The sequence below is a fragment of the Martinezella hainanensis genome (assembly GCF_900094555.1).
In the GTDB taxonomy this organism is placed as follows: domain Bacteria; phylum Pseudomonadota; class Alphaproteobacteria; order Rhizobiales; family Rhizobiaceae; genus Rhizobium; species Rhizobium hainanense.
Genome location: NZ_FMAC01000002.1, coordinates 731,417 through 755,940 on the forward strand (window position 1 = coordinate 731,417; position 24,524 = coordinate 755,940).

Annotated in this window: 21 protein-coding genes; 19 read left to right on the plus strand and 2 right to left on the minus strand. The window is 59.1% G+C overall.

Annotated features, from left to right (window positions below; translation table 11 throughout):
- The first annotated feature begins 86 nt into the window (after positions 1–86).
- The 15 genes from GA0061100_RS10020 (at position 87) to lpxB (ending at position 16,018) form a co-directional block, all read left to right on the plus strand.
- Positions 87–704 (plus strand): 5-bromo-4-chloroindolyl phosphate hydrolysis family protein, encoded by a 618-nt coding sequence (locus GA0061100_RS10020; RefSeq protein WP_075852505.1) that lies wholly within the window; start codon positions 87–89, stop codon positions 702–704.
- Complete coding sequence (locus GA0061100_RS10025; RefSeq protein WP_075852506.1) at positions 704–1,810, plus strand: substrate-binding domain-containing protein; 1,107 nt, start codon at positions 704–706, stop codon at positions 1,808–1,810. The genes GA0061100_RS10020 and GA0061100_RS10025 overlap by 1 nt, the downstream gene beginning before the upstream one ends.
- A gap of 188 nt (positions 1,811–1,998) precedes the next feature.
- Entirely contained in the window at positions 1,999–2,766 is a 768-nt protein-coding gene (gene rpsB, locus GA0061100_RS10030; protein ID WP_047633284.1) for a 30S ribosomal protein S2, read from the plus strand.
- A 376-nt stretch (positions 2,767–3,142) separates the two neighbouring features.
- A complete protein-coding gene (gene tsf, locus GA0061100_RS10035) occupies positions 3,143–4,069 on the plus strand; it encodes a translation elongation factor Ts (protein ID WP_075852507.1) in 927 nt (308 codons plus the stop codon).
- Between the two features lie 135 nt (positions 4,070–4,204).
- Positions 4,205–4,924, plus strand: a complete 720-nt coding sequence (gene pyrH / locus GA0061100_RS10040) for a UMP kinase (protein ID WP_075852508.1) — start codon at positions 4,205–4,207, stop codon at positions 4,922–4,924.
- Positions 4,925–4,979: 55 nt separating this feature from the next.
- A complete protein-coding gene (frr, locus tag GA0061100_RS10045) occupies positions 4,980–5,540 on the plus strand; it encodes a ribosome recycling factor (RefSeq protein WP_075852509.1) in 561 nt (186 codons plus the stop codon).
- Between the two features lie 109 nt (positions 5,541–5,649).
- The gene (locus GA0061100_RS10050; RefSeq protein ID WP_075852510.1) at positions 5,650–6,396 is read left to right on the plus strand and encodes an isoprenyl transferase; all 747 of its coding nucleotides are present in this window, start codon (positions 5,650–5,652) and stop codon (positions 6,394–6,396) included.
- A complete protein-coding gene (locus GA0061100_RS10055; protein WP_075852511.1) occupies positions 6,396–7,229 on the plus strand; it encodes a phosphatidate cytidylyltransferase in 834 nt (277 codons plus the stop codon). The genes GA0061100_RS10050 and GA0061100_RS10055 overlap by 1 nt, the downstream gene beginning before the upstream one ends.
- Positions 7,230–7,354: 125 nt before the next feature.
- Positions 7,355–9,028, plus strand: a complete 1,674-nt coding sequence (rseP, locus tag GA0061100_RS10060) for an RIP metalloprotease RseP (RefSeq protein ID WP_075852512.1) — start codon at positions 7,355–7,357, stop codon at positions 9,026–9,028.
- Between the two features lie 197 nt (positions 9,029–9,225).
- On the plus strand, positions 9,226–11,559 hold the full coding sequence (bamA, locus tag GA0061100_RS10065) for an outer membrane protein assembly factor BamA (protein WP_075852513.1): 2,334 nt from the start codon (positions 9,226–9,228) through the stop codon (positions 11,557–11,559).
- Positions 11,560–11,610: 51 nt separating this feature from the next.
- Positions 11,611–12,678, plus strand: a complete 1,068-nt coding sequence (gene lpxD / locus GA0061100_RS10070; protein ID WP_075852514.1) for a UDP-3-O-(3-hydroxymyristoyl)glucosamine N-acyltransferase — start codon at positions 11,611–11,613, stop codon at positions 12,676–12,678.
- On the plus strand, positions 12,671–13,144 hold the full coding sequence (gene fabZ / locus GA0061100_RS10075) for a 3-hydroxyacyl-ACP dehydratase FabZ (RefSeq protein WP_041677401.1): 474 nt from the start codon (positions 12,671–12,673) through the stop codon (positions 13,142–13,144). Before lpxD ends, fabZ begins: the two co-directional genes overlap by 8 nt.
- Positions 13,141–13,956 (plus strand): acyl-ACP--UDP-N-acetylglucosamine O-acyltransferase, encoded by an 816-nt coding sequence (gene lpxA, locus GA0061100_RS10080; RefSeq protein ID WP_075852515.1) that lies wholly within the window; start codon positions 13,141–13,143, stop codon positions 13,954–13,956. Before fabZ ends, lpxA begins: the two co-directional genes overlap by 4 nt.
- Before the next feature lie 2 nt (positions 13,957–13,958).
- Positions 13,959–14,840: an LpxI family protein gene (locus tag GA0061100_RS10085; RefSeq protein ID WP_075852516.1), complete on the plus strand. Its 882-nt coding sequence runs from the start codon at positions 13,959–13,961 to the stop codon at positions 14,838–14,840.
- A complete protein-coding gene (gene lpxB, locus GA0061100_RS10090; protein WP_075852517.1) occupies positions 14,837–16,018 on the plus strand; it encodes a lipid-A-disaccharide synthase in 1,182 nt (393 codons plus the stop codon). Before GA0061100_RS10085 ends, lpxB begins: the two co-directional genes overlap by 4 nt.
- Before the next feature lie 26 nt (positions 16,019–16,044).
- Here the strand turns inward: lpxB and gltA are convergent, their stop codons facing one another.
- Positions 16,045–17,334, minus strand: coding sequence for a citrate synthase (gene gltA, locus GA0061100_RS10095; protein WP_015339806.1), 1,290 nt, complete (start codon positions 17,332–17,334; stop codon positions 16,045–16,047).
- A 280-nt stretch (positions 17,335–17,614) separates the two neighbouring features.
- Here gltA and GA0061100_RS10100 point away from each other — a divergent pair, with 280 nt between their 5' ends.
- Entirely contained in the window at positions 17,615–20,092 is a 2,478-nt protein-coding gene (locus GA0061100_RS10100; RefSeq protein ID WP_244557795.1) for a ComEC/Rec2 family competence protein, read from the plus strand.
- On the opposite strand, the gene lexA is transcribed toward GA0061100_RS10100, so the two are convergent.
- The gene (gene lexA, locus GA0061100_RS10105) at positions 20,073–20,795 is read right to left on the minus strand and encodes a transcriptional repressor LexA (RefSeq protein WP_047633298.1); all 723 of its coding nucleotides are present in this window, start codon (positions 20,793–20,795) and stop codon (positions 20,073–20,075) included. The genes GA0061100_RS10100 and lexA overlap by 20 nt on opposite strands.
- A gap of 419 nt (positions 20,796–21,214) precedes the next feature.
- Here lexA and GA0061100_RS10110 point away from each other — a divergent pair, with 419 nt between their 5' ends.
- From GA0061100_RS10110 to eno, 3 genes are all read left to right on the plus strand, one after another.
- A complete protein-coding gene (locus tag GA0061100_RS10110) occupies positions 21,215–22,102 on the plus strand; it encodes a VOC family protein (protein ID WP_075852519.1) in 888 nt (295 codons plus the stop codon).
- The gene (gene kdsA, locus GA0061100_RS10115; RefSeq protein ID WP_075852520.1) at positions 22,099–22,938 is read left to right on the plus strand and encodes a 3-deoxy-8-phosphooctulonate synthase; all 840 of its coding nucleotides are present in this window, start codon (positions 22,099–22,101) and stop codon (positions 22,936–22,938) included. Before GA0061100_RS10110 ends, kdsA begins: the two co-directional genes overlap by 4 nt.
- 148 nt (positions 22,939–23,086) lie before the next feature.
- The gene (gene eno / locus GA0061100_RS10120) at positions 23,087–24,361 is read left to right on the plus strand and encodes a phosphopyruvate hydratase (RefSeq protein WP_075852521.1); all 1,275 of its coding nucleotides are present in this window, start codon (positions 23,087–23,089) and stop codon (positions 24,359–24,361) included.
- Positions 24,362–24,524: the final 163 nt, after the last annotated feature.

Sequence of the window (24,524 nt, forward strand, 5' to 3'; positions counted from 1 at the left end):
AACAGAAATGCTCTATCTCTTTGTTTTCACGCAATTCCGGACGCGAAGCCGCTTCGCACCTTTGCTGGAATTGTTCTAGGACGATAATGCGCAATTGGTTCGGCAATGACTGGAATTGGATCGTGGCGGGGCTTGCCGCCGCCATCGTCGTGCCTTTGCTCAGCTTCTTTGCCGGCATGCCGATATGGATCGCCGCGATCATCGGTCTTTTCGTTTTCGTCGGCCTGATCTTCGTGCTCGCGCCGAAGCGCATGTTCGAGGGGCTGGATGCCAAGGCGATCGGCCGGGGACGCATCGAATTTGCCCGTGACCTGTTGAGCGCTGCGGCACCTGCCGCCGACAGGCTCGAGGCATCGGCAAAACAGATCGGCAGCAAGGACGTGGCAAAGCGGGTTCGGCATCTGGCGGAAATCGCCGCCGACGTCTTCGCCAAGGTGGAGGCCAATCCGGAAAGTGCCGGCACGGTCCGGCGATTCCTTAGCTATTATTTGCCAAGGGCGGCTGAAGTGGCGGAGGGATTTGCCGTTATCGAGGCGAAGCGGCAGCCGGATGCCGCACGCCTGCAGGAGGTCGGCCTCGTACTGACCAAGCTGGAAGACGCGTTCGTACATTATTCCGACAGCCTGGTCGAAGACAGGCTCGATACGCTTGATACGGAGCTGCGCCTCATACAGGCCTCGCTCAAAGAGGACATAGGACGCTGATGGCCATTTCCCGCCGCGCTTTTGGAGTAGGGCTTCTTGCCGCCGGTGTCGCAGGGACCGGAGGCTATTTCGCCGTCAAGGACCGGCCCGAGCTGCAGGGGCTGCTCGGCAACAGCACCAAGCTCTTCGGCTTCATCGGCGGCGAGAAGGAAGCATTCCTCGCCGATCAGGATGTGATCTCGGCGCTGCACGGCCATGGGCTCGAAATCAACAGCCGTGTCGCGGGCTCCGTGGAGATGGTGCGGGAGCAGGCGCTTCTGTCGCAAAATCCGGCCTTCCTGTGGCCCTCCTCGTCGATCATGGTCGATATCGCCCGGCAGGGTGGCATCAAGATCCGTAACGACCGCGTCATCCTCAACACGCCCGTCGTCGTCTATTCCTGGCAGCCTGTGGTCGACGGATTGACCAAGGCGGGGCTCGTCACCACGACGCCAGAGGGGCAACACCAGCTCGATCTCAAGGCGCTGCTGGATGCCGTGCTTGCGGGGACGAATTGGTCGAAGCTTGGCGTCAATTCGCTCTATGGTCAGGCGAGGATCGTCTCGACCGACCCGAATCGTTCCAATTCCGGCTTCATGTTTTCCGGCCTGGTGCTGAGTCTCTTGAGCGGCAACGTGGCGAGCGCGGACGCTCTCGCGCAGTTCGGCGACAAGGCCCAGGCAATTTTCCGCAACATGGGTTTCAAGTCGTCGTCGTCGGGCAAGCTGTTCGAGCAGTATCTCGCCGGCGGCATTGGTGGCGAACCGATGATCGTCGGCTACGAGAATCAGCTGGTGGAATGGATCATCGCCGATCCGCAGCGCTGGAAGCGGGTGCAGGCGAGCAACAGCGCCAAGCCCGTCGTGCTCTATCCGCACCCGACCGTCTATTCCGCGCATCCGCTCATCGCCATCGACGAACAGGTCGATCGCATGATTGAGGCTCTCATCAGTCCGCGATTGCAGGAGCTCGCCTGGACCAAGCACGGCTTCCGCGGGCCGCTCGGCACGGCGACCGGCGATGCCGACAGCGCGATTGCCGGTCTGCTGCCCGCAGAAATCGATGCCGTATTGCCCATGCCGGACGCCAATGTCATGCTGGCGCTGCTCAACAAACTCGCCGCTTGAGGGCGGGGCGCGATCGTTTTTTGCTTCAAAAGCCTTGCATTCCAAGCGAATCGAATGTAAGGGCACCCGCATTCCACACGTAAGGCATGGGATTGTCCGGGAGAAATCCGGATTTTTCCGCCCGGTGGCATTCTCGAAGAGGATGCTGTTCGCCTTGCGGAGGTTCAACCGGAAAAGGATACAAAGGCATGGCATTGCCCGATTTTTCTATGCGCCAGCTTCTCGAAGCAGGTGTTCACTTCGGCCACCAGACGCATCGCTGGAACCCGAAGATGAAGCCGTACATTTTCGGCGATCGTAACAACATCCACATCATCGACCTCGCCCAGACGGTTCCGATGCTGAGCCGCGCTCTGCAGGTTGTCAGCGACACCGTTGCCCGTGGCGGCCGCGTTCTGTTCGTCGGCACCAAGCGTCAGGCGTCCGAACTGATCGCCGACAGCGCAAAGCGTTCGGCTCAGTATTACGTCAACGCCCGCTGGCTCGGCGGCATGATGACCAACTGGAAGACGATCTCCAACTCGATCCAGCGTCTGCGCAAGCTCGACGAAATCCTCTCCGGCGAAGCCCAGGGCTTCACGAAGAAGGAGCGTCTGAACCTCGAGCGCGAACGCGAAAAGCTCGACAAGGCCCTCGGCGGTATCAAGGACATGGGCGGCACGCCGGACCTGATGTTCATCATCGACACCAACAAGGAAAAGATCGCGATCGACGAAGCCAAGCGCCTCGGCATCCCGGTCGTCGCCATCATCGACTCGAACTGCGATCCGGACCTGATCGACTATCCGATCCCGGGCAACGACGACGCCTCGCGCGCCATCGCTCTTTACTGCGACCTGATCTCGCGCGCTGCCATCGACGGCATCGCTCGCCAGCAGAGCGCATCGGGCCGTGACCTCGGCGCTTCTGAAGAAGCTCCGGTCGAGCCGACCCTGGCGGACGGCACCGAAGCCTGATCGCGCCACGAGGCGGACAATAAACTGTCCGCCCAAGCGCAATGACATCCGGGATAAGGCCGTTTGCGACTTCAACAAGTTCGAGCGGCCTTATCGCGTTTTTGGTAACGCCTCGCCTACTGCATAGTTCCTTAAATCGAAATCGATTTAAGGGCGAAATTATGCAGCGGATTTAAAGTGCTGCAGCGACCTTTGCGCGTCACTTATGACGCACGGAGCTGTAGGCGGTAAATCCAGGCACGTTCCAAACAGAATTCCATAGTATGACGCTGCTTCATAACGCTGTCATACTTACGGGTACATTTCGTCCCTCAAATCGGTGCAGCTTCAGCTCGAAACCGCGTGCCGCACCGTATGAACCGACAAGAGGAAGCTTATGACCGAAATTACGGCTGCACTGGTGAAAGAACTGCGCGAAAAGTCTGGCGCGGGCATGATGGACTGCAAGAAGGCGCTCACCGAGACGAACGGCGATATCGAAGCCGCGATCGACTGGCTGCGCGCCAAGGGCATCTCCAAGGCCGACAAGAAGTCCGGCCGCACCGCCGCTGAAGGCCTGGTCGCCATTGCCGGCGCCGGTCACAAGGCTGTCGTCGTCGAGCTCAACTCCGAAACCGACTTCGTTGCCCGTAACGATGCCTTCCAGGACCTCGCTCGCGGCATCGCCGAAGTCGCGCTGTCCACCAACGGCACGGTCGAAGCCATTTCGGCTGCGACCTACCCGGCATCCGGCAAGCCGGTCGCCGAAGCCATCAAGGACGCAATCGCAACCATCGGCGAGAACATGACGCTTCGTCGTGCCGCCAAGCTGGAAGTCGAGCACGGCGTCGTCGCGACCTACATCCACAACGCTGCCGGCGACGGCATCGGCAAGCTCGGCGTTCTGGTCGCCCTGAAGTCGGTCGGCGACAAGGCCGTTCTGACGTCGATCGGCCGCCAGGTTGCCATGCACATCGCTGCGACCAACCCGCTCGCTATCCGCGCCGAAGAAGTCGACGCCGCCGTCGCCGAGCGCGAACGCAACGTCTTCATCGAGCAGTCGCGCGAATCCGGCAAGCCGGAAGCCATTATCGAAAAGATGGTCGAAGGCCGCATGCGCAAGTTCTTCGAGGAAGTCGCTCTTCTCTCGCAGGCTTTCGTCATCAATCCGGACCTGACGGTCGGCGCTGCCATCAAGGAAGCTGAAAAGGCCGCCGGCGCCCCGATCGAAATCACCGGCATGGCGCGTCTGCTCCTCGGCGAAGGCGTCGAGAAGGAAGAAACCGACTTCGCCGCCGAAGTTGCTGCCGTCGCCAAGGGCTGATAGCCGAAAAGAGACATATCCCGGTTTGGTGAAACCATATCAGGGAAAACGTATGGGCATCGCGTGACAACGCGGTGCCCTTCGTGTATCCGGCTTTCACAATCATTCCCCCGGTGATCACTTCAAGGAGCTACGATGTCCCAGCCGATCTACAAGCGCGTGTTGCTCAAGGCCTCCGGTGAAGCTCTGATGGGCAGCCAGGGCTTCGGTATCGACGTCACCGTCGCCGACCGGATTGCCGGCGATATCGCGGAAGCGCGCGCCATGGGTGTCGAAGTTGGTGTCGTCGTCGGAGGTGGCAATATCTTCCGTGGCGTTGCCGTAGCCTCCAAGGGTGGCGACCGCGTGACCGGCGACCACATGGGCATGCTCGGCACCGTCATCAACGCGCTCGCGCTGGCGACCTCGCTGCGCAAGCTCGATATTGATACCGTCGTGCTCTCGGCCATCTCCATGCCGGAAATTTGCGAAAGCTTTTCGCAGCGCGCCACGCTCTATCATCTCTCGCTCGGCCGCGTGGTGATCTTTGCCGGCGGCACGGGCAATCCCTTCTTCACGACCGATTCTGCTGCAGCGCTGCGCGCCGCCGAGATGGGCGCCGAGGCGATCTTCAAGGGAACCCAGGTCGACGGCATCTATTCCGCCGATCCGAAGAAGTTCCCCGATGCCGAGCGCTTCGACCATCTCACCCATAGCCAGGTGCTCGAGAAGGGGCTTGCCGTCATGGATATCGCCGCCGTGGCGCTTGCACGCGAAAATTCCATTCCGATCGTCGTCTTCTCCATTCACGAGAAGGGCGGCTTCGCGGAAATCTTGACCGGCGGCGGCCGCAAGACCATCGTATCAGACAATTGACATTCCTGTGACGCCGGGTCGGCCCGGTGTCGCCTCATTACAGGGGAGCATAGACATGAGTGAAGCCAGCGATCTCAAGGAACTGAAGCGCCGTATGGATGGCGCCATTGCGGCATTCAAGAGCGACATCGCCTCGCTGCGCACCGGACGTGCATCCGCCAACATTCTCGATCCGGTCACGATCGAAGCCTATGGCTCGCGCATGCCGCTGAACCAGGTCGCGAATATCACCGTGCCGGAGCCGCGCATGTTGACTGTGTCTGTTTGGGACAAGTCGATGGTCAGCGCTGTCGAGCGCGCCATCCGCGAATCCAACCTCGGCCTCAATCCCATCGTCGATGGCCAGAACCTGCGCATCCCGCTGCCGGAGCTCAACGAGGAGCGTCGCCGTTCGTTGGTGAAGGTCGCCCATGAATATGCCGAAAAGGCGAAGGTGGCGATTCGCCATGTACGCCGTGATGGCATGGATGGCCTCAAAAAGGCCGAAAAGGATGGCGTAATCGGCCAGGATGAGAGCCGCTCTCTCTCCGAACGTGTGCAGAAGATGACGGATGAGACGATTTCGGAAATCGACCGCTTGCTCGCCGACAAAGAAAAGGAAATCATGCAGGTCTGATCGTACGCTGGGGAATGTCGCACTTTCGATTTTCGCAATATTGAAAGCGGCGGCCGCGCCCTAGATTACGAGGCCAGAACTCCTTTCTGCCGAACGAAACTGGACCCATATGTCAGCTCCTACGTTCTCTGTTGTTCCTGAACACGTTGCCATCATCATGGATGGTAACGGTCGCTGGGCCAATGCGCGCGGCCTGCCGCGCACCATGGGCCATCGCAAGGGCGTGGAGGCGGTCCGGGAGACGGTGCGGGCGGCCGGCGACATCGGCATAAAATATCTGACGCTGTTTGCCTTTTCTTCGGAGAACTGGCGCAGGCCCGAAGCCGAGGTGAGCGACCTCCTTGGCCTCCTCAAGGCCTTCATTCGGCGAGACCTTGCCGAACTTCATCGTCAGAATGTGCGCATCCGCGTCATCGGCGATCGAACCGGCCTGCGCGGCGATATCCTGCCCTTGTTGATCGAGGCGGAGGAGACCACGAGGAACAATACTGCCCTGACGCTGGTCATTGCCTTCAATTACGGTTCGCGCGACGAAATCACGCGTGCCTTTGCCGGCCTTGCAAAAGATGTCGAGGCCGGGCGGCTGCGCCCGCAGGATATCACTCCGGAACTGGTCGATGCCCGTCTGGACACCGCCGGCATTCCCGATCCGGATCTCATTATCCGCACGAGCGGCGAAGAGCGGCTCTCGAATTTCCTGCTCTGGCAGGCGGCCTATTCGGAATTCATGTTCGTGCCGGACTATTGGCCCGATTTCAGCCGCGATCTCTTCTTCGCCGCACTGGAGAAATATGCTGCGCGCGACCGGCGCTTTGGCGGGCTTTCCGCCAAACAGGCGGCGGCCGTGGGGTCCTGATGAGTCGCGAACTCAGGCTGCGCATCATCTCCGGCATTATCCTCGCCGTCATCGTTCTTGCCGCTACCTGGTATGGCGGTTCAGGTTTTCGCCTGTTGGCCGCGGTCATCGGCCTGCTCGTCTATTATGAATGGTCGACGATATCGGATCTGCACGGCCGCGACCCTCAGGGAAACGCGCTCGGCTGGCTTGGGCTCGTATTGATCGCCGGTGCGACGGCATTGAGCGAATCCGTCTATTCCATCGAGGTTCTGGCCGCCTTCGTTGCCGTCACGGCGATCATGGTCGCCGTACGTGGCAAGAGCTGGTGGCTTCCGGGTGGCATATTCTATTCCGGATTGACGGCGATTGCTCTTGCGGAGATCCGCGATGATGATTTTCGCGGCTTCGTGCTGATGCTGTTCGTCTTTGCCACGGTATGGGCGACCGACATTTTTGCCTATTTCGTCGGCCGAGCCATCGGCGGCCCGAAGCTTGCGCCGAGCATATCGCCGGGCAAGACCTGGTCAGGCGCTATCGGCGGTGCTATCGCGGCCGTAATCGCGGGAACGGCGGTGGTCTGGAGCTTTTTTTCCGCCGAAGACCTGTGGATTCCTCTCCTTGCCCTGGTGCTTTCCGTCTGCAGCCAGATCGGCGACCTGTTCGAGTCGTTCGTCAAGCGCAAGTTTGGCGTGAAAGACTCCAGCCGTCTGATTCCCGGCCATGGCGGCGTCATGGATCGGGTCGATGGACTAATTTTTGCTTGTTTTGCAGCGTTTTTGTTGGCTATCGTAATAACGCTGACAATGAGCGGCGAGACCTTTTCATTGGGCGGCGTTCTGCTCGGGGTCTGATACTAGAGCAATTCCAGGAAAAGCGCGCCGCGTTTTTCCGTCCGGAATTGTGAGAAAACAGAAAGATGGAGCGGTTCGGAGCTTCCGTGAAAGTCGAACCGCTCTAACACGAACAGGATCGTTGCATGGGTAGCGCGGCTGGCTTCATCGGTTTCTTGACGAACAACGTCATCACATTTGTCTTTGTGCTGTCGCTGCTCGTTTTTGTGCACGAGATGGGCCATTATCTGGTCGGTCGCTGGTCCGGCATCCGCATCATGGCTTTTTCGATCGGCTTCGGGCCGGAGATTGCCGGATTTACCGACAGACACGGCACGCGCTGGAAGCTTTCCCTCATTCCGCTCGGCGGTTACGTGCGATTCTTTGGCGACGAGGACGCCTCCAGCAAGACCGACGTGGATCAGCTCTCGGCCATGACGGAGGAGGAGCGCGCCCAATCCTTCGCTGGAGCCAAGCTCTGGAAGCGGGCTGCAACCGTTGCGGCCGGACCGATCGCCAATTTCCTGCTCGCCATTGTGATCTTTGCCGTTCTCTTTAGCGTTTACGGCCGTACGGTCGCCGATCCCGTTGTTGCGATGGTGACGCGTGACGGCGCTGCCGCGGAGGCCGGCATCGAGCCGGGTGATCGCCTGATCGCCGTCGACGGCAACAAAGTGACGACTTTCGATGAAGTGCAGCGCTATGTCGGCCTGCGTCCAGGCCGCACCATTGTGTTGACGGTCGACCGGGATGGGCAGAATCGTGATTTCCGCATCGTTCCGAAACTGGTCGAAGACACGGATCAGTTCGGCAACAAGATGGAGATGGGCCGCATCGGCATTGCGCTCGTTGACCCGGTCGTGACTGCGGTGGAACCGGCCGGGCCGGCGGCAAAGGCTGGCGTGCAGGCAGGCGACCGCCTGATTGCTGTCGATGGCAATAATGCCGCTACTTATTACGATATCGGCCGCTATATCGCCGAGCGCCCGGGCAAGAGCGTCGTGTTGACCATACAGCGTAATGGCGCGATCCGCGATTTGCCGGTCATGACGGCGACATTGGTTGATACGGATGCGTCCGGCAACAAAAAGGATGTCGGCAGCATCGGCATTGCGCCGATCGATCCCCTGATTGCATCGATCGGCTCCGACAGTCCTGCCCAGACTGCGGGCTTGGAACTTGGTGATCGCATTCTTTCTGTGGATGGACGGGAGATCGGCTCCATCGGCGAAGTGCAGCGTTATGCGGCAGCTCACGCCGACAAGCCCATCGCGCTGTCGATCGAGCGTACCGGCCAGACGCGCGACGTGACGGTGACGCCGAGAAAGTCGGAGGAGACCGATGTCTTCGGCGCAAGGACGGAGATTGCCACGATCGGTATCGGCGATGGTCAGAAGCCGATCAGGCTGCGTTACGAGGTCTACGGGCCGCTGCAGGCGCTTACCGAAGGCGTGAAGCAGACCGGCAGCATCGTTTCCGGCACCTTCGAATATATCGGCAACGTCATCGGCGGATACATGAAGGCCGATCAGCTCGGCGGGCCGATTCGGGTTGCGCAGCTATCCGGACAAATGGCAACCTTGGGTTTTGCTGCGGTGCTCCAATTCGCCGCCATACTTTCTGTTTCAATAGGGTTATTAAATTTGATGCCGGTCCCGGTACTTGATGGCGGGCATCTGATGTTCTATGCGATTGAAGCCGTACGGGGAAAACCCCTGGGTGCACGAGCACAGGATATCGCTTTCCGGATTGGATTTGCGATGGTGCTCTCGCTCATGGTGTTTGCGACCTGGAACGATATTAGTTCCAGAATAGGCTAGTGGGGCGACGAGAGGAAAATTACGATTTATTTACGATGTTTCAAAGCCGTAGTGGCGAATGGGCCACGCTTTGAAATGAAGTAAACAGAAATTAACGTGCTCCCTTGCTTGTATGTCAAAAGCGGGTAAAACGACACACGTGGCCGGAATCGGGTTCGCTCGGGGCTGGGGACGATTGAAAAAAGGTAAGAAGTGAAATGAAGGCTGGTTCAAAATTTTTGAACGCAGTGTCGGCGGTAGCGCTGTCTGCAGGTGTTGTTGCGTCGGGCGCTGGTGTGATCACCCTTGCCTCTGTTTCAGTCGCGGAAGCAGCTGTTATTCAGCGGGTTGACGTTCGCGGGGCTGGGCGTGTCGGTGAGACGGCTGTCCGGGACAATATCACTATTAAGCCCGGTAAGAGCTTCTCCCCCAGTGACATCGACGCTTCGGTGAAGCAGCTTTATGCCACCGGATATTTCTCCGATGTCCACATCACCGTTTCGGGCAGCACGCTGGTCGTATCGGTCAGCGAAAACAAGCTCATCAACGCCGTGGTCTTCAACGGCAACCGAAAGATCAAGGATGACAAGCTGCAGGGGATCGTCCAGACCCATGCGGCAGGCCCGTATAACGAGGCGACCATCCAGGCTGACGTCAAGACCATCAAGGATGCCTATGCATCCATCGGTCGTAACGATGTGCAGGTAACGACGCAGACCGCCGAGGTCGCGCCGGGCCGCCTGAACGTGGCTTTCGTCATCAACGAGGGCGATCGCACCAAGATCGACAAGATCAATTTCTCGGGTAACCAGGCCTATGGCAGTGGTCGCCTTGCTTCGGTCATCAGCACGAAGAAGAGCAACTTCCTGTCGTTCCTGACGCGCAAGGACGTCTATAGCCCCGAGCGCCTGCAGGGCGACCAGGATCAGCTGCGTCAGTTCTACTATAACCATGGTTATGCCGACTTCCGCGTCGTCAGCGCCGATGCGACGCTGAACGAGCAGAACAACGAATACACGCTGAACTTCAATGTCGATGAAGGTCCGCGTTATACCTACGGCGATGTCAACGTCATCTCGACCGTCGAAGGCGTCAATGCCGACGAACTGAAGGGCCTTGTCATCACCCACAAGGGCGATGTCTACAGCGCCAAGGATATCCAGACTTCGATCGAGAACATTTCCAAGCGTGTTGCGGCTGCCGGCTATCCATTCGCCCGCATCACGCCGCGCGGCAACCGCGATCTGTCCGGTCACACCATCGGTATCGAATATCTGGTCGACCAGGGCGAGCGCGCCTATGTCGAGCGTATTGAAATCCGCGGCAACACCCGCACGCGCGATTACGTCATCCGCCGCGAGTTCGACCTGAACGAAGGCGATGCCTTCAACCAGGAAATGATCACGCGCGCCAAGCGTCGCCTCGATGCGCTCGGCTACTTCACCAAGGTCGATATCTCGACGGCTCAGGGCAGTGCTCCGGATCGCGTCATCGTCATCGTCAACGTCGAAGACCAGCCGACAGGCTCCTTCGGTATCGGAGCCGGTTACGCTGTCGGCAACAACGGCGGCCTGCTTCTCGAAGCTTCGGTTGAAGAAAAGAACTTCCTGGGCCGCGGTCAGTACATCCGTCTCGCCGCAGGCGCCGGTACGGAAGGCAATCGTACCTACAACATCTCGTTCACCGAGCCTTATTTCCTCGGTTATCGTCTGGCTGCCGGTTTCGATATCTTCAAGAACCAGACGTCGAGCGACGATTACTACGACTATTCGGAAGAAGGTTTCTCGCTGCGCGTCACCGCGCCGATCACCGAGAACCTGGCGACAACCCTGCGCTACAACTACAAGCGCCTGACCTACGATGGCACGAACGATTGGCAGAACAATCTTTCGGCTCCGTATCTCAACCTCGTAGAGAACGGCCCGTGGGTACAGTCGACGGTTTCGCAGACCTTCACCTACAACACGCTGGACGATCAGAACCTTCCGCGTGAGGGTATCATCGCCAAGTTCACGCATGAATTTGCAGGTCTCGGCGGCGACTCCGACTTCTATAAGCTGAGCGGCAAGGCTCGTTACTACCAGATGATCAGCGACGAAGCCGATATCATCGGCTCGCTGACGGTGGGTGCCGGCTATGTGATGCCGACGAATGGCAAGCTGAACGTCTTCGATCAATTCACGCTCGGCGGCCGTGAAATCCGCGGCTTCGAGAATGCAGGTATCGGTCCGCGTTCGTCGCATGGCGATCCGCTTGGTGGTACGACCTACTTCACCGCTTCGGCTGAAGCGAGCATGCCGATGCCGGGTGTTCCCCAGGATATCGGCCTGCGTATTGCAGCCTTCGCTGACGCAGGCACGCTCTACGGCAACAAGGCGAATCTCTTCGGCGATACGCTTCACAACGACAATTCGATCCGTGCATCGCTTGGTGCAGGTCTGATCTGGTCGTCGCCGTTCGGCGTCATCCGCGTCGACTATGCCGTACCGGTCCTGAAGGAAGATTACGACAAGGTCGAGAATTTCCGGTTTGGCATCGCCAACCAGTTCTGATATCGGCAGTCCAGAACTGCGGGCTTGAACACCCTTCTGGAGCTGGTGCTTATGGAACATACTGGTTTTTTCCCGCCCCATGGTGGCGTCAGCTTGAAACAACTGGCTGAACATCTTGGGGCGGAACTGGCTGATACGGCCTCTTCGGAGGTCGTCATCAGGTCTATCGCCCCCGTGTATCGGGCAGGCGAAGGTGATATTTGCTATATCCTTTCCCGGAAGAATCGCGCTGAGCTGGAGACCTGCAAGGCTTCGGCCATTATCTGCCTGCCGGCGCTGAAATCTTTCGTTCCCGATCATATTCCGGTGCTTTTGTCGAAAAAGCCGCATACGGATTTCGCCATCGTCGGTGGGTTGCTGCATCCGGAGGCCACGCGACCGGTGGCATTTACCTCGAATCTCGGAGCAATCTCGCCGGCCGCCACTATCGATCCCACCGCAAAGCTCGAAGCCAATATCGGCATCGAACCTGGTGCGGTTATCGGCGCAGGTGCCGAGATCGGTGAGGGGACCTATATCGGCGCCAATGCCCTTATCGGGCCGGGTGTCAAGATCGGCCGCAATTGCAATATTGGTGGTGGCGCGAGCGTGCTCTGCGCCTATCTCGGCAATGGCGTGATCGTCCATAATGGTGCGCGCATCGGCCAGGACGGTTTCGGCTATGCGCCGGGGCCGCGCGGCATGGTCAAGATCGTGCAGATCGGCCGCGTCATCATCCAGGACAATGTCGAGATCGGCGCCAATACGACGATCGATCGCGGCACCATGGATGATACCGTGATCGGTGAGGGCACGAAGATCGACAATCAGGTTCAGATCGGACATAACGTCCGCATCGGTCGGCATTGTGCTATCGTCAGCCAGGTTGGTATCGCCGGCAGCACGGTGATCGGAGATGGTGTCCAGATCGGCGGCCAGGCAGGCCTCAACGGCCACATCCACATCGGCGACGGCGTGCAGATCGGTGCCAAGAGCGGCGTGATGAACAGTATTCCGGCGGGAGAGCGCTATGCGGGCCTTCCAGCGCGGCCTCTATGGGATTTTCTAAGGGAATCGGCGGAGATCGCGAAGCGGTCAGGAGCCAGGGAAAAGAAAGACGGGAGTGCGGAGCATGACTGAGGAAGCCAAGGCGTCGTTGTCGTCGGCCGACGTTCTGGAAATTATGAAGCTGTTGCCGCATCGCTATCCCTTCCTGATGGTCGACAAGATCATCGAGATCGATAGCGACAATTCCGCGATCGGCATCAAGAATGTGACGGCCAATGAGCCGCAATTCACCGGGCATTTTCCGGAATCGCCGATCATGCCGGGTGTGCTGCTCATCGAAGGGATGGCTCAGACCGCCGGTGCGATCTGCGCCCGCAAGGATGGCATCGGCGGCAATCTCGTCTATTTCATGACGATCGATAACGCCCGCTTCCGCAGGCCGGTTGTTCCTGGCGACCGCGTCGAATTCCATGTCGTCAAGCAGAAGCAGCGCGGCACAATCTGGAAGTTCCATTGTGATGCCAAGGTCGACGGTTCCCTGGTCGCCGAGGCCGATATCGGTGCAATGATCGTACGGAAGGATCAGGAACAGGCATGAGCAGCATCGCAAAGAGCGCCCGCATCCATAAGCTGGCGGTTGTCGAAGACGGCGCGGTCGTCGGCGAGAATGTTGTTGTCGGCCCGTTCTGCTATGTCGGTCCCAAAGTTGTGCTGCATGACGATATTCAGTTGCTCAACAATGCTGTCGTGACGGGTCGTACGACGATCGGCAAGGGAACGAAGATCTTTCCGATGGCCGTCGTTGGCGGTGATCCGCAGAGCGTTCATCATCACGGCGAGGAAACGACACTTGATGTCGGCGAGAATTGCACAATCCGCGAGGGCGTGACGATCAACACCGGCACGGCCGATTACGGCGGCAAGACGATTATCGGCAACAACAACCTGTTCCTTGCCAATTCGCATGTCGCTCACGACTGCCGTGTGGGCAACAACGTGATCATGTCGAACAACGTCATGCTGGCTGGACATGTCACCATCGAGGACCGCGCCATTCTTGGCGGTGGCTGTGCGGTGCATCAGTTTACCCGCATTGGTCGACAGGCTTTTATCGGTGGTCTCACGGCCGCGAGTTACGATGTCATTCCCTATGGCATGCTGAACGGCAATCCGGGCGTGCTCTCCGGGCTGAATATCGTCGGCATGACGCGCGCGGGCATCGACCGCGCTGTCATTCATCGGGTTCGCCGCGCTTACAAGAGCATCTTCGAGACCGAAGGTTCGGTTCGCGATAATGCCGCCGCCATCCGTGACGAATATGCCGACTGCAGGGAAGCGATGGAGATCCTCGATTTCATCGCTGCCGATAGCGATCGCGCATTGTCGTCGCCCAACCGCGGCAAGGCCTGAGGGTGGTTTCGGCCGGCCAGAACGACAAGGGCAGGCTGGCGATCATCGCAGGCAGTGGCCTTTTGCCTGTCTATGTCGCAGATGCTGCCCGGCAGGCCGGTGAAAATCCCGTGATCATCGCTTTGACCGACGAGGCGGACCGCGATTGGTCCGCCTTCGATCACGCCAATCTTGGCGTCGGAAATTTTGCTGGCCTCGAGGCGATGTTCCGTCGTCACGGCGTCGATCGCGTCGTCATGTCGGGCGGTGTGGCGCGGCGCCCCTCTTGGCGGCAGGTGCATCCGACCTGGCGCGTCATCAGGGACTTGCCCTCGACGATCCGCACACTTCTTTCGGGCGGCGACAATGCCGTCCTGCAGATGGTCATTCGCCTGATCGAGGCTGGCGGCGTTCGCGTCGTGGGCGCGCATGAAATCGCGCCCGATCTTTTGGCAACGACAGGCCCACTGGGGGAAATCGCGCCGGCGGAAGAGGATTTGCGCGACATTGCGCAGGGTGCCAAGGCTGCGGATGCGCTGGGACTTCTCGATGTGGGGCAGGGCGCAGTCAGTGTCGGCGGTCGCGTCGTCGCGCTCGAAGGCGCCGAAGGCACGGACAAGATGATTGAGCGGGTTGCCGAACTGCGCGCGGCCGGGCGTATTTCCACGCGCCGGCGCGGCGTGCTCGTCAAGCTCTGCAAGCCGCAGCAGGATGTCCGGGCCGATTTGCCGTCGATCGGCGTTTCCACGGTTCTAAACGCCAAGAAGGCAGGACTGGCCGGTGTCGCCGTCGAAGCCGGCAGGGCGCTGATCCTCGACCGGCAAGCGGTGATCGCCGCCGCTGACGAAGCCGGCATTTTTGTCTGTGGTATTGATCGCGGTCTGAGCGCGGAGGGCTTTATGTGAGTAGCGCGCCGTTGAAGCTAGCAGTCGTTGCCGGAGAGGTTTCCGGCGATCTGCTGGGCGGCGATCTGGTCGCGGCCCTGAAGCGGCGCCACGATGGCCCGATCGAACTGGTGGGCGTTGGTGGCGAGGCGCTGGAAGCGCAGGGCCTGCGCTCGCTCTTCGATTATTCCGAACTCTCGATCATGGGATTCATTCAGGTCATCAAGCGGCTGCCGAAATTGCTGGCCCGCATCCGGCAGACGGCCGATGCGATCATTGCCGCAAAGCCCGACGTGCTTCTGATCATCGACAGCCCCGATTTCACCCATCGCGTTGCCAAGCGTGTGCGCAAGGCTCTGCCCAATCTGCCGATCGTTAATTACGTCTGCCCCAGTGTCTGGGCGTGGAAGGAATATCGCGCGCAGCAGATGCTCGCCTATGTCGATCATGTGCTGGCCGTCTTGCCCTTCGAGCCTGCCGCCATGGAGCGCCTGGGCGGTCCGGCAACCACCTATGTCGGTCACCGTCTGACGGTCGACGTCAATCTTGTGGAGACCCGCCGCCAGCGTGCCTTGCGAGGACTGGCAGGCCCTGATGCGCAGAAGACGATCCTGCTTCTGCCCGGATCGCGTGCGTCGGAAATCAAGCAACTCCTTCTGGTTTTTGAGCGGGCTACCGAAGAGCTTAGTCGGCGAAATGATAATGTTCGTCTTCTCCTGCCGACGGTGCCGCGGCAGGAGGCATTGGTTCGTTCTTTGACGGCTAATTGGCAGGTCAAGCCGCATATCTTTGTCGGCCAGGATGCCAAATGGAGCGCATTCGCGCAGGCGGATGCTGCCATGGCGGCCTCCGGCACGGTTATTCTGGAGCTGGGGCTTGCCGGCGTTCCCGTGGTCTCGACCTACAAGACCGAGTGGCTGGCGAAGTTCGTGCTGTCGCGCATCAAAATATGGACGGCAGCTCTGCCAAACCTGATTGCCGATTACGCGGTTCTGCCTGAGCTCATCAATGACGTTCTGCGGCCGGGCATATTGGCTCGCTATATGGAGCGACTGTCGAGTGAGACGCCGGAGCGTGCGGCGATGCTGGCGGGCTACGATCTCGTCTGGGAGCGAATGCAGACCGAGGAGCCGCCCGGTGACAAGGCGGCGCAGATTGTTCTGGACGTTCTATCCCATAAAAAAACCGGTCATCTCTGACCGGTTTTTTGTTTCATTACCGAAGCTTAGCGCTTGGAAACAGGCACGTATTCGCGCAGCGGAGCGCCGGTGTAGAGCTGACGCGGGCGGCCGATGCGCTGATGCGGATCCTCGATCATCTCGTTCCACTGAGCGATCCAGCCGACGGTGCGGGCAAGAGCGAACAGAACGGTAAACATGGTCGTGGGGAAGCCGAGAGCCTTCAGCGTGATGCCGGAGTAGAAGTCGACGTTCGGGTATAGCTTCTTCTCGATGAAATACTCATCGGTCAGAGCGATACGCTCGAGTTCGATCGCGATGTCGAGCAACGGATCGTCCTTGATGCCGAGTTCGCCGAGAACTTCGTGCGCGGTCTTCTGCATGATCTTGGCGCGCGGATCGTAGTTCTTGTAGACACGGTGACCGAAGCCCATCAGGCGGAACGGATCGTTCTTGTCCTTGGCGCGGGCGATGAATTCCGGAATGCGATCGACCGTGCCGATTTCGTTCAGCATGTTCAGCGCCGCTTCGTTGGCGCCGCCGTGAGCCGGTCCCCAGAGGCAGGCGATGCCTGCTGCGATACAGGCAAACGGATTGGCGCCGGAAGAGCCAGCCAGGCGAACCGTCGAGGTCGAGGCATTCTGCTCGTGATCGGCATGCAGGATGAAGATGCGGTCCATGGCGCGGGCGAGCACCGGATTGACGACATATTCTTCGCACGGAACGGCAAAGCACATGCGCAGGAAGTTCGACGCATAATCGAGATCGTTCTTCGGGTAAACGAAGGGCTGGCCGATATGGTACTTATAGGCCATGGCGGCGAGCGTCGGCATCTTGGCGATCATGCGCAGGCTTGCGACCATGCGCTGGTGCGGATCGGTGATGTCGGTCGAGTCGTGATAGAAGGCGGAGAGTGCGCCGACACAGCCGCACATGACAGCCATCGGATGCGCGTCACGGCGGAAGCCGGTGAAGAAGCGCGACATCTGCTCATGCACCATCGTGTGGTGGGTCACGCGATAATCGAAGTCCTTCTTCTGTGCCGCCGTCGGCAGTTCGCCGTAAAGAAGGAGGTAGCAAACTTCGAGGAAATCGCCGTGTTCGGCCAGCTGATCGATCGGATAGCCGCGATGCAGCAGAACGCCTTCGTCGCCATCGATATAGGTAATGCTCGACTCGCACGACGCGGTGGAGGTGAAGCCAGGATCGTAAGTGAAAGTGGAGGTGTTCTTATAAAGGGCACCAATATCAATGACACTCGGGCCGATGGTTCCGGTCTTGACCGGCAAGTCCACCGTCTTTTCACCCCAAGTTAGTTTCGCGCTTTGTTCCGTCATGCTGATCCTCCAAGATTTGGCGGGATTGACGCCATAAAAAGCGCCAAAAGGTTAAGCGACTACCGACTAGCTATATGATCCAGAGCCTAATGCCAAGTTATCCTAACGCTGAATTGTGCAATGCAGTATCAACTTTTGGGCACTGCAGAAGCGTCTCTACTTATGCTACGCGGGGAAACCGGCCCAATTGAGCCTGCTTGCGCCGATTTTGGTTGAATTCATTGCCTGCTGACGGCAAAAATCGCGCGAAAGCTGTAGTTTTGCGTGGGGGCGACCGTGAGTGCCTAATTTGGAGGCATCCGAGCAGCAGAAGGATGGTGGGGATGTTGCTGCGCCCTCGCAGCCTCGCCCTGTTATTGCCACGATTGCCTTCTCCGCCGAAGCGCAGCGATGGGAACGGACGCAGGATCAGACGCGGCTGACATCTCGGCTGCTGCGGATATTAAGTCGCATTCGGCTCGGCACCTTTGGACTGATCGAAGAGGAGGCGGCCCATGGTCGCGCAATCCTGCTCGCGCCGATCTACATGGGTCTTGGTGCGATTTTCTGGTTCAAGGCCGGCAGCGATCCGCCTCCACAGGCCGTTCTTGCAGGTTTATTGGTCTTCTCCAGTGGCTTTGCGCTCATGCGGGAGGCGGGCCGGCTGCTTCGCCACGTGCTTTTCGCCGGCATGCTCCTTTGTCTGGGCATGGCGTTGGCGCAATGCGAAAGCTGGCGAGTTTCCACTGTCATGCTCGATTCGGCCGTGACGACGACCGTGACCGGTCAGATCGAGCGACGGGAATCCTATGACAATGGACGCTGGCGCTATGTCGTCCGTGTCGAGGCAACGGAAAAGCCTTCCATTCACCGCGCGCCACGACGGGTTACGATCTTCGTGCGCAAGCAGGCGGAACCGTTCGATCTCGGTGATCGTGTTCAGGGCAGGGCGCGCTTGACGCCTCCCGCCGGGCCGGCCTTGCTTGGCCTCAACGATTTCGCCTTCAGTTCCTATTTCAATGGCATCGGCGCGAATGGCTTTGCCTACGGAACGCCGAAACTATTGTCCCCGGCCAGTGATAATGTCGCCGGCTCTCTGATGGATGCGGCCGATATTTGGCTTGCCAGCCTGCGCAACAGCATAGGTGACAGGATCAGGCAAACCCTGCCGGGAGATACCGGCGCTTTTGCTGCAGCACTTGTCACCGATGAGAGACGTGCCATCTCCAAGGATACGACCGAGGCGCTGAGAATTGCCGGCCTGACCCATATTATTGCGATTTCCGGCCTGAACATGGCGCTGTCGGCCGGCATTTTCTATGTTGGCCTACGCTATTTGTTCAGCCTCTTTCCCGGTGTCGCGCAGGCTTGGCCAACCAAGAAATTCGCAGCCTTCGGCGCGCTTCTCACTGTAACGGCCTATTACCTCATCTCTGGCTTTGGCGTGTCCGCTGAGCGTGCCTTCATCATGATGGCGATCATGCTGGTGGCCGTGCTATTCGATCGGCCATCGATCAGTCTGCGCAACGTCGCACTTTCAGCTATCATCATTCTTGTTCTATCGCCGTCGCAAGTGCTCGGCCCGAGCTTCCAGATGTCCTATGCGGCGACGCTGGCACTGGTGTCGGGTTATTCGCTGTGGAAGCGGCGGCGGCATCGCGAAAGCATTCTGTCGCGCGTTCGTCTGTTAAGTCCGTTATTGTTCGCCACGCGTTTCTTTGCAGGCGTGATGTCGACTTCATTCATCGGCGGCGCGTCGACGGCCATCTTCTCGATCGAGCATTTTCACCGGCTGGCGACATATGGCCTTGCGGCGAATCTTGCCGCCATGCCGGTGGTCTCCTTCATCGTCATGCCGTTCGGCATGGCGGCGATGCTGCTCATGCCTTTCGGCTTGGACGGACCTTTCTGGAAAGTCACCGGAGAGGGGCTTGAGCTCGTCATCGTGATTGCAAGAACCGTCGCCGGTTGGGGAGGCGACATTACCTTCGGCCGCCAACCAGCCTGGCTGATGCCGACATTCATTGTCGGTTTCCTGATCATGAGCATCTTGCGGACCCGGCTGCGCCATCTGGGTCTGTTATTATTGCTCTCCTCCGTGGGCTTGGCAGCATTCGGATCTGGCGTACCGAAACCCGACCTGATGATTTCCGAAGATGGCGTCCTGGTCGCGTTGCGCCAGGACGATATATTAGCCACCAATCGCGAGAGACCACAGGCCTTCATTTTCGAACAATGGCAAAAGGCATTGGTTGCAGCCGAGCATCAGCCGCCGACCATGCTTCCTGCCGATAGCCGGCTTCCACAGATCAGTAAGACGGATCGGCATAAGCGATTGAACGGTGAAGAACAGAAGGCCGTCCGCAAGGCAATGGAGGAAGCCCTGGATCGCACTATGCAGGGCAGTTTTGCCTGCCAGAAAGGAGCATGGTGTGCAGCCATGCTCGAAAATGGCGCGATATTGGTCACGATCGAGAACGCAGCCTATCTGCCCTCAGCCTGTGATACGGCGAACATCGTCGTAACGCCAATTCGATTGCGACTGGATCATTGCCGCTCCGGAGCGATGCTCATAACCGGTGCGACATTGCGCAAAACCGGATCTATCGAGATGGCGCTTACCGCCGATAAACCCATTATCTCCGCTGCATTCGAAAATCCGCAGCGGCCATGGACCAGGCATCGAACCTATGATTGGCGCACCGGTAAATTCGACGTGCCACTTGCGCGGGTGTCGCCAGCCGCTGACAATTCGCCGGTCAGTGATAGCGACGAATGAGGCCGACGAGCTTGCCCTGGACCTTGACGCGATCCGGTCCGAAGATGCGGGTTTCATAGGCAGGATTGGCGGCTTCCAGTGCGATCGAGGCACCCTTGCGGCGGAAGCGCTTCAGTGTTGCTTCTTCATCGTCGACAAGCGCGACAACGATGTCGCCGGGATTGGCGGTCGTCGAATTGCGGATGATGACCGTATCGCCGTCGAAAATTCCGGCATCGATCATCGAATCCCCCCGAACTTCAAGCGCATAATGCTCGCCAGAGCCGAGCATGTCAGCGGGTACAGTGATATCGTGCGTATTGTTCTGGATGGCTGAGATCGGAACGCCGGCGGCGATGCGGCCCATCACCGGCACGGACGCCGAGCCATTGTGATCATCATTTGCCACCTTCGGCGGAGCCGGTGGGGCAACAGGCTGCGGCTTGCCGAGGCTGCCCTCGATGACGCTGGGCGAAAAGCCACGGCGCGGCTGCAGGCTGGGATTATAGGCATCGGGAAGCTTGATGACTTCGAGCGCTCTGGCCCGGTTCGGCAGCCGGCGGATGAAGCCTCGCTCCTCCAGCGCCGTGATCAGGCGGTGAATGCCGGATTTGGATGCCAGATCCAGTGCGTCCTTCATCTCGTCGAAAGATGGCGGCACACCGGATTCCTTCATGCGTTCGTGAATGAAGAGAAGCAGTTCCTGCTGCTTGCGCGTCAACATCGTCTTGGAACCCCAGAATCAAGAAAAGCTGTGAAACAAATCCAGAACGGACACTATATGTTCCATATGTGTTCCGCAAGTACTTAAATTTCGGTAAAGCCTTGTTGGGCCAGTTAAATAATTACCATTTGCGAATGGATAGGCTCGGAGCATCGCGGCACTATGTCTGCGCTAACCCAACGAAAAATATGGGAAATGCCGCTCTGCCCGCTTCCAGGGCTTTGTCGTTCGGCCGGTGTGCTCAAGACTTGGATGAATGTGGTGGGTCACCGAATAAGCCGGCTATGGGAGAGAATCAGCAATCACGTTTGCGAGATTGCGTTCGGTTCATGTCGTGTGCTTTGGGCGCTCCGTGCTTCCATCTTGAATTGCGCGAGGGATGGGCGCAAATCTGTTGCCGCAGGCAAACAGGAGGAACCATGATTTCGTCCCCGCATCCGCTGGATCATCTCGTACTGCCGACCGTCAATATCGCTCTGGCGCGCGAACGCCTCGGCAAGCTCGGTTTCACGGTGGCTCCGGATGCGCGCCATCCCTTTGGCACACAGAATGCCTGCGTTTTCCTTGCGGACAAAACCTATCTCGAACCTCTGGGCGTGGCATCTCCGGAGCAGTGCGAGAAGAGCATCGTGGACGGCAATGTTTTCGTTGCGCGCGACCAGGCTTATCGCTTCCGGGTCGGAGAGGATGGCTTCTCGGCCGTGGTGTTCGGCACGGATGATGCGGTGGCTGATGACGGGCGTTTCAAAGCGGCTGCGATTTCGGCGGGGCAGATGCTGGATTTCTCCCGTCCCATGAAGATGCCGGACGGAACGGAAACCATGGCCGGCTTTCGTCTTGCCTTCGCCGCCGATCTGCGCGCGCCGGATTTTCTCGCCTTCTGCTGTCAGCGCATCAATGCCTTGCCCGCCGACCGCAGCGTGCTCGAGCGTCACGAGAACGGCGTGACCGGCATCGCACGGGTGGCGCTCAGCGCACTGAAGCCTGCGGTGTATCGCAGCTTCTTCGAAGAGGTTGTCGGCGGCCCGCAGATCATGACGCATTCCTTTGGCCTGACGATCAGGGCTGCCAATGCCGATCTGGAGATTTTGACGCCGGAGGGAATGGAGGCTTTTTATGATCTGCCTGTTCGCGGCAACGATCCGGGCCTGCGTGCGCGGGCAATCCTTTTTAAAACGCGCGATCTTTCCGTGACATCGTCGCATTTCACTGCTAACGGCGTCACCTATACGCGTAAGAACAATCGTATATTGGCGAGACTGGCGCCCGGTGAGGGCGCGTTGTTCGCCTTCGAGGAGATAGCATGAGCACAAATTCCGAAGTCACCGTCGGCGAGGGTGCCTCCAAGGTCCTCTTTTCCAACACTGCCAAGCTGTCGCTGATCGCCGGCCCATGTGCAATGGAAAGCCGCGACCATGCGTTCATGGTTGCCGGCGTCCTAAAGGAGCTTTGCGGCAAGCTCGGCATCGGACTTGTTTACAAGTCGTCTTATGACAAAGCTAACCGCACCTCGCTGAAAGCCGGTCGAGGTCTTGGAATAGAAAAAGGATTGGAGATTTTTGCCGACTTGAAGAAGGAATACGGCTTTCCGGTCCTGACCGACATTCATACGGAAGAGCAGTGCGCGATCGTCGCCAAGACGGTCGATATCCTGCAGATCCCAGCCTTCCTGTCGCGCCAGACCGACCTTTTGGTTGCCGCGGCCAAGACTGGCCGCGTGGTCAACGTCAAGAAGGGTCAGTTCCTCGCCCCCTGGGATATGAAGAACGTGCTGGCCAAGCTGAACGAGAGCGGCAATCCGAATATTCTTCTGTGCGAACGCGGCGCTTCCTTTGGTTACAACACGCTTGTTTCCGACATGCGCGCGCTGCCGATCATGGCGGCGATGGGCGCGCCGGTTATTTTCGATGCGACCCACTCGGTGCAGCAGCCCGGCGGGCAGGGCGGCTCCACCGGCGGTGATCGCCGATTCGTCGAGACGCTGGCGCGCGCGGCCGTCGCCGTCGGCGTTGCCGGCGTGTTCGTCGAGACGCATGAGGATCCAGATAATGCACCGTCGGATGGCCCGAATATGGTCTATCTGAAGGATATGCCGCGGCTTCTGGAGAAGCTGTTGGCCTTCGACGCCATCGCCAAGGCCTGAAACGTAGCCAGCATTCAACAGGCTGACATGAATTTGCGTTACGGGCCTGAAGGAGTGCGAAATCGCGGCGCGGATCGCCATTGTAATTTCCGCGCCTTCGATTAAGACGATTTAAATCGATTTATAAACCAGCGAGCAGGAAGCTATCATGACCGCAATCACCGACATTATCGCCCGCGAGATTCTCGACAGCCGTGGCAATCCGACTGTCGAAGTCGATGTCTACCTCGAAGATGGCAGCATGGGCCGCGCGGCGGTTCCGTCGGGTGCATCGACCGGCGCGCATGAAGCCGTCGAGCTTCGCGATGGCGGCAAGCGCTACCATGGCAAGGGTGTCGAGAAGGCCGTCGAAGCCGTCAATTCGGAAATCTTCGACGCGATCGGCGGCATGGATGCCGAGAACCAGATCCAGCTCGACAACATCATGATCGAACTCGACGGCACGCCGAACAAATCCCGCCTCGGTGCAAACGCCATCCTCGGCGTCTCGCTTGCCGTTGCCAAGGCCGCTGCCCAGAGCGCCAACCTGCCGCTCTACCGCTATATCGGCGGCGCTCATGCCCGCCTGCTGCCGGTCCCGATGATGAACATCATCAACGGCGGCGCCCATGCCGACAACCCGATCGACTTCCAGGAATTCATGATCCTGCCGGTTGGTGCAGAATCCATCCGCGACGCCGTTCGCATGGGCTCGGAAATCTTCCACGTTCTGAAGAAGGAACTGGCTTCGCAGGGCCATAACACCAACGTTGGTGACGAAGGCGGTTTCGCACCAGGCCTCTCCAGCGCTCCGGCTGCTCTCGACTTCATCATGAAGTCCATCGAAAAGGCCGGCTACAAGCCGGGTGAAGAAATCGCTCTCGGCCTCGATTGCGCTTCGACCGAGTTCTTCAAGGACGGCAAGTACGTGCTCGAAGGCGAAGGCCGCACGCTGGAATCCGGCGCCATGGCTGAGTACCTCGCAGAACTCGCAGCCAAGTACCCGATCGTTTCGATCGAAGACGGCATGGCAGAAGACGACTGGGAAGGCTGGAAGACGCTGACCGACCTGTTCGGCAAGAAGACCCAGCTCGTCGGCGACGACCTGTTCGTCACCAACTCCGCTCGCCTGCGCGACGGTATCCGCATGGGCGTTGCCAACTCGATCCTCGTCAAGGTCAACCAGATCGGCTCGCTGACCGAGACCCTCGACGCCGTCGAAACCGCCCACAAGGCCAACTACACGGCTGTCATGTCGCACCGCTCGGGCGAAACGGAAGATTCCACGATCGCCGATCTCGCCGTTGCCACCAACTGCGGTCAGATCAAGACCGGCTCGCTGTCGCGCTCCGACCGCCTTGCCAAGTACAACCAGCTCATCCGTATCGAAGAAGCGCTTGGCCCGCAGGCAAAGTATGCCGGCCGCTCCATCCTTCGCGGCTGATAATATCCCGCAGGATCTCTTTGGATCCGCGGCCATCGTCGTCTTTGAGATCGAACCGCGCCTTCGGGCGCGGTTTTTTGTTGGGCCGTGCAGTTAGAGTCAACGGACGGTTAATCTCTGCCGGATAAATTAGCTTTAGGTGTTTGATTTGATGTGATCTTGT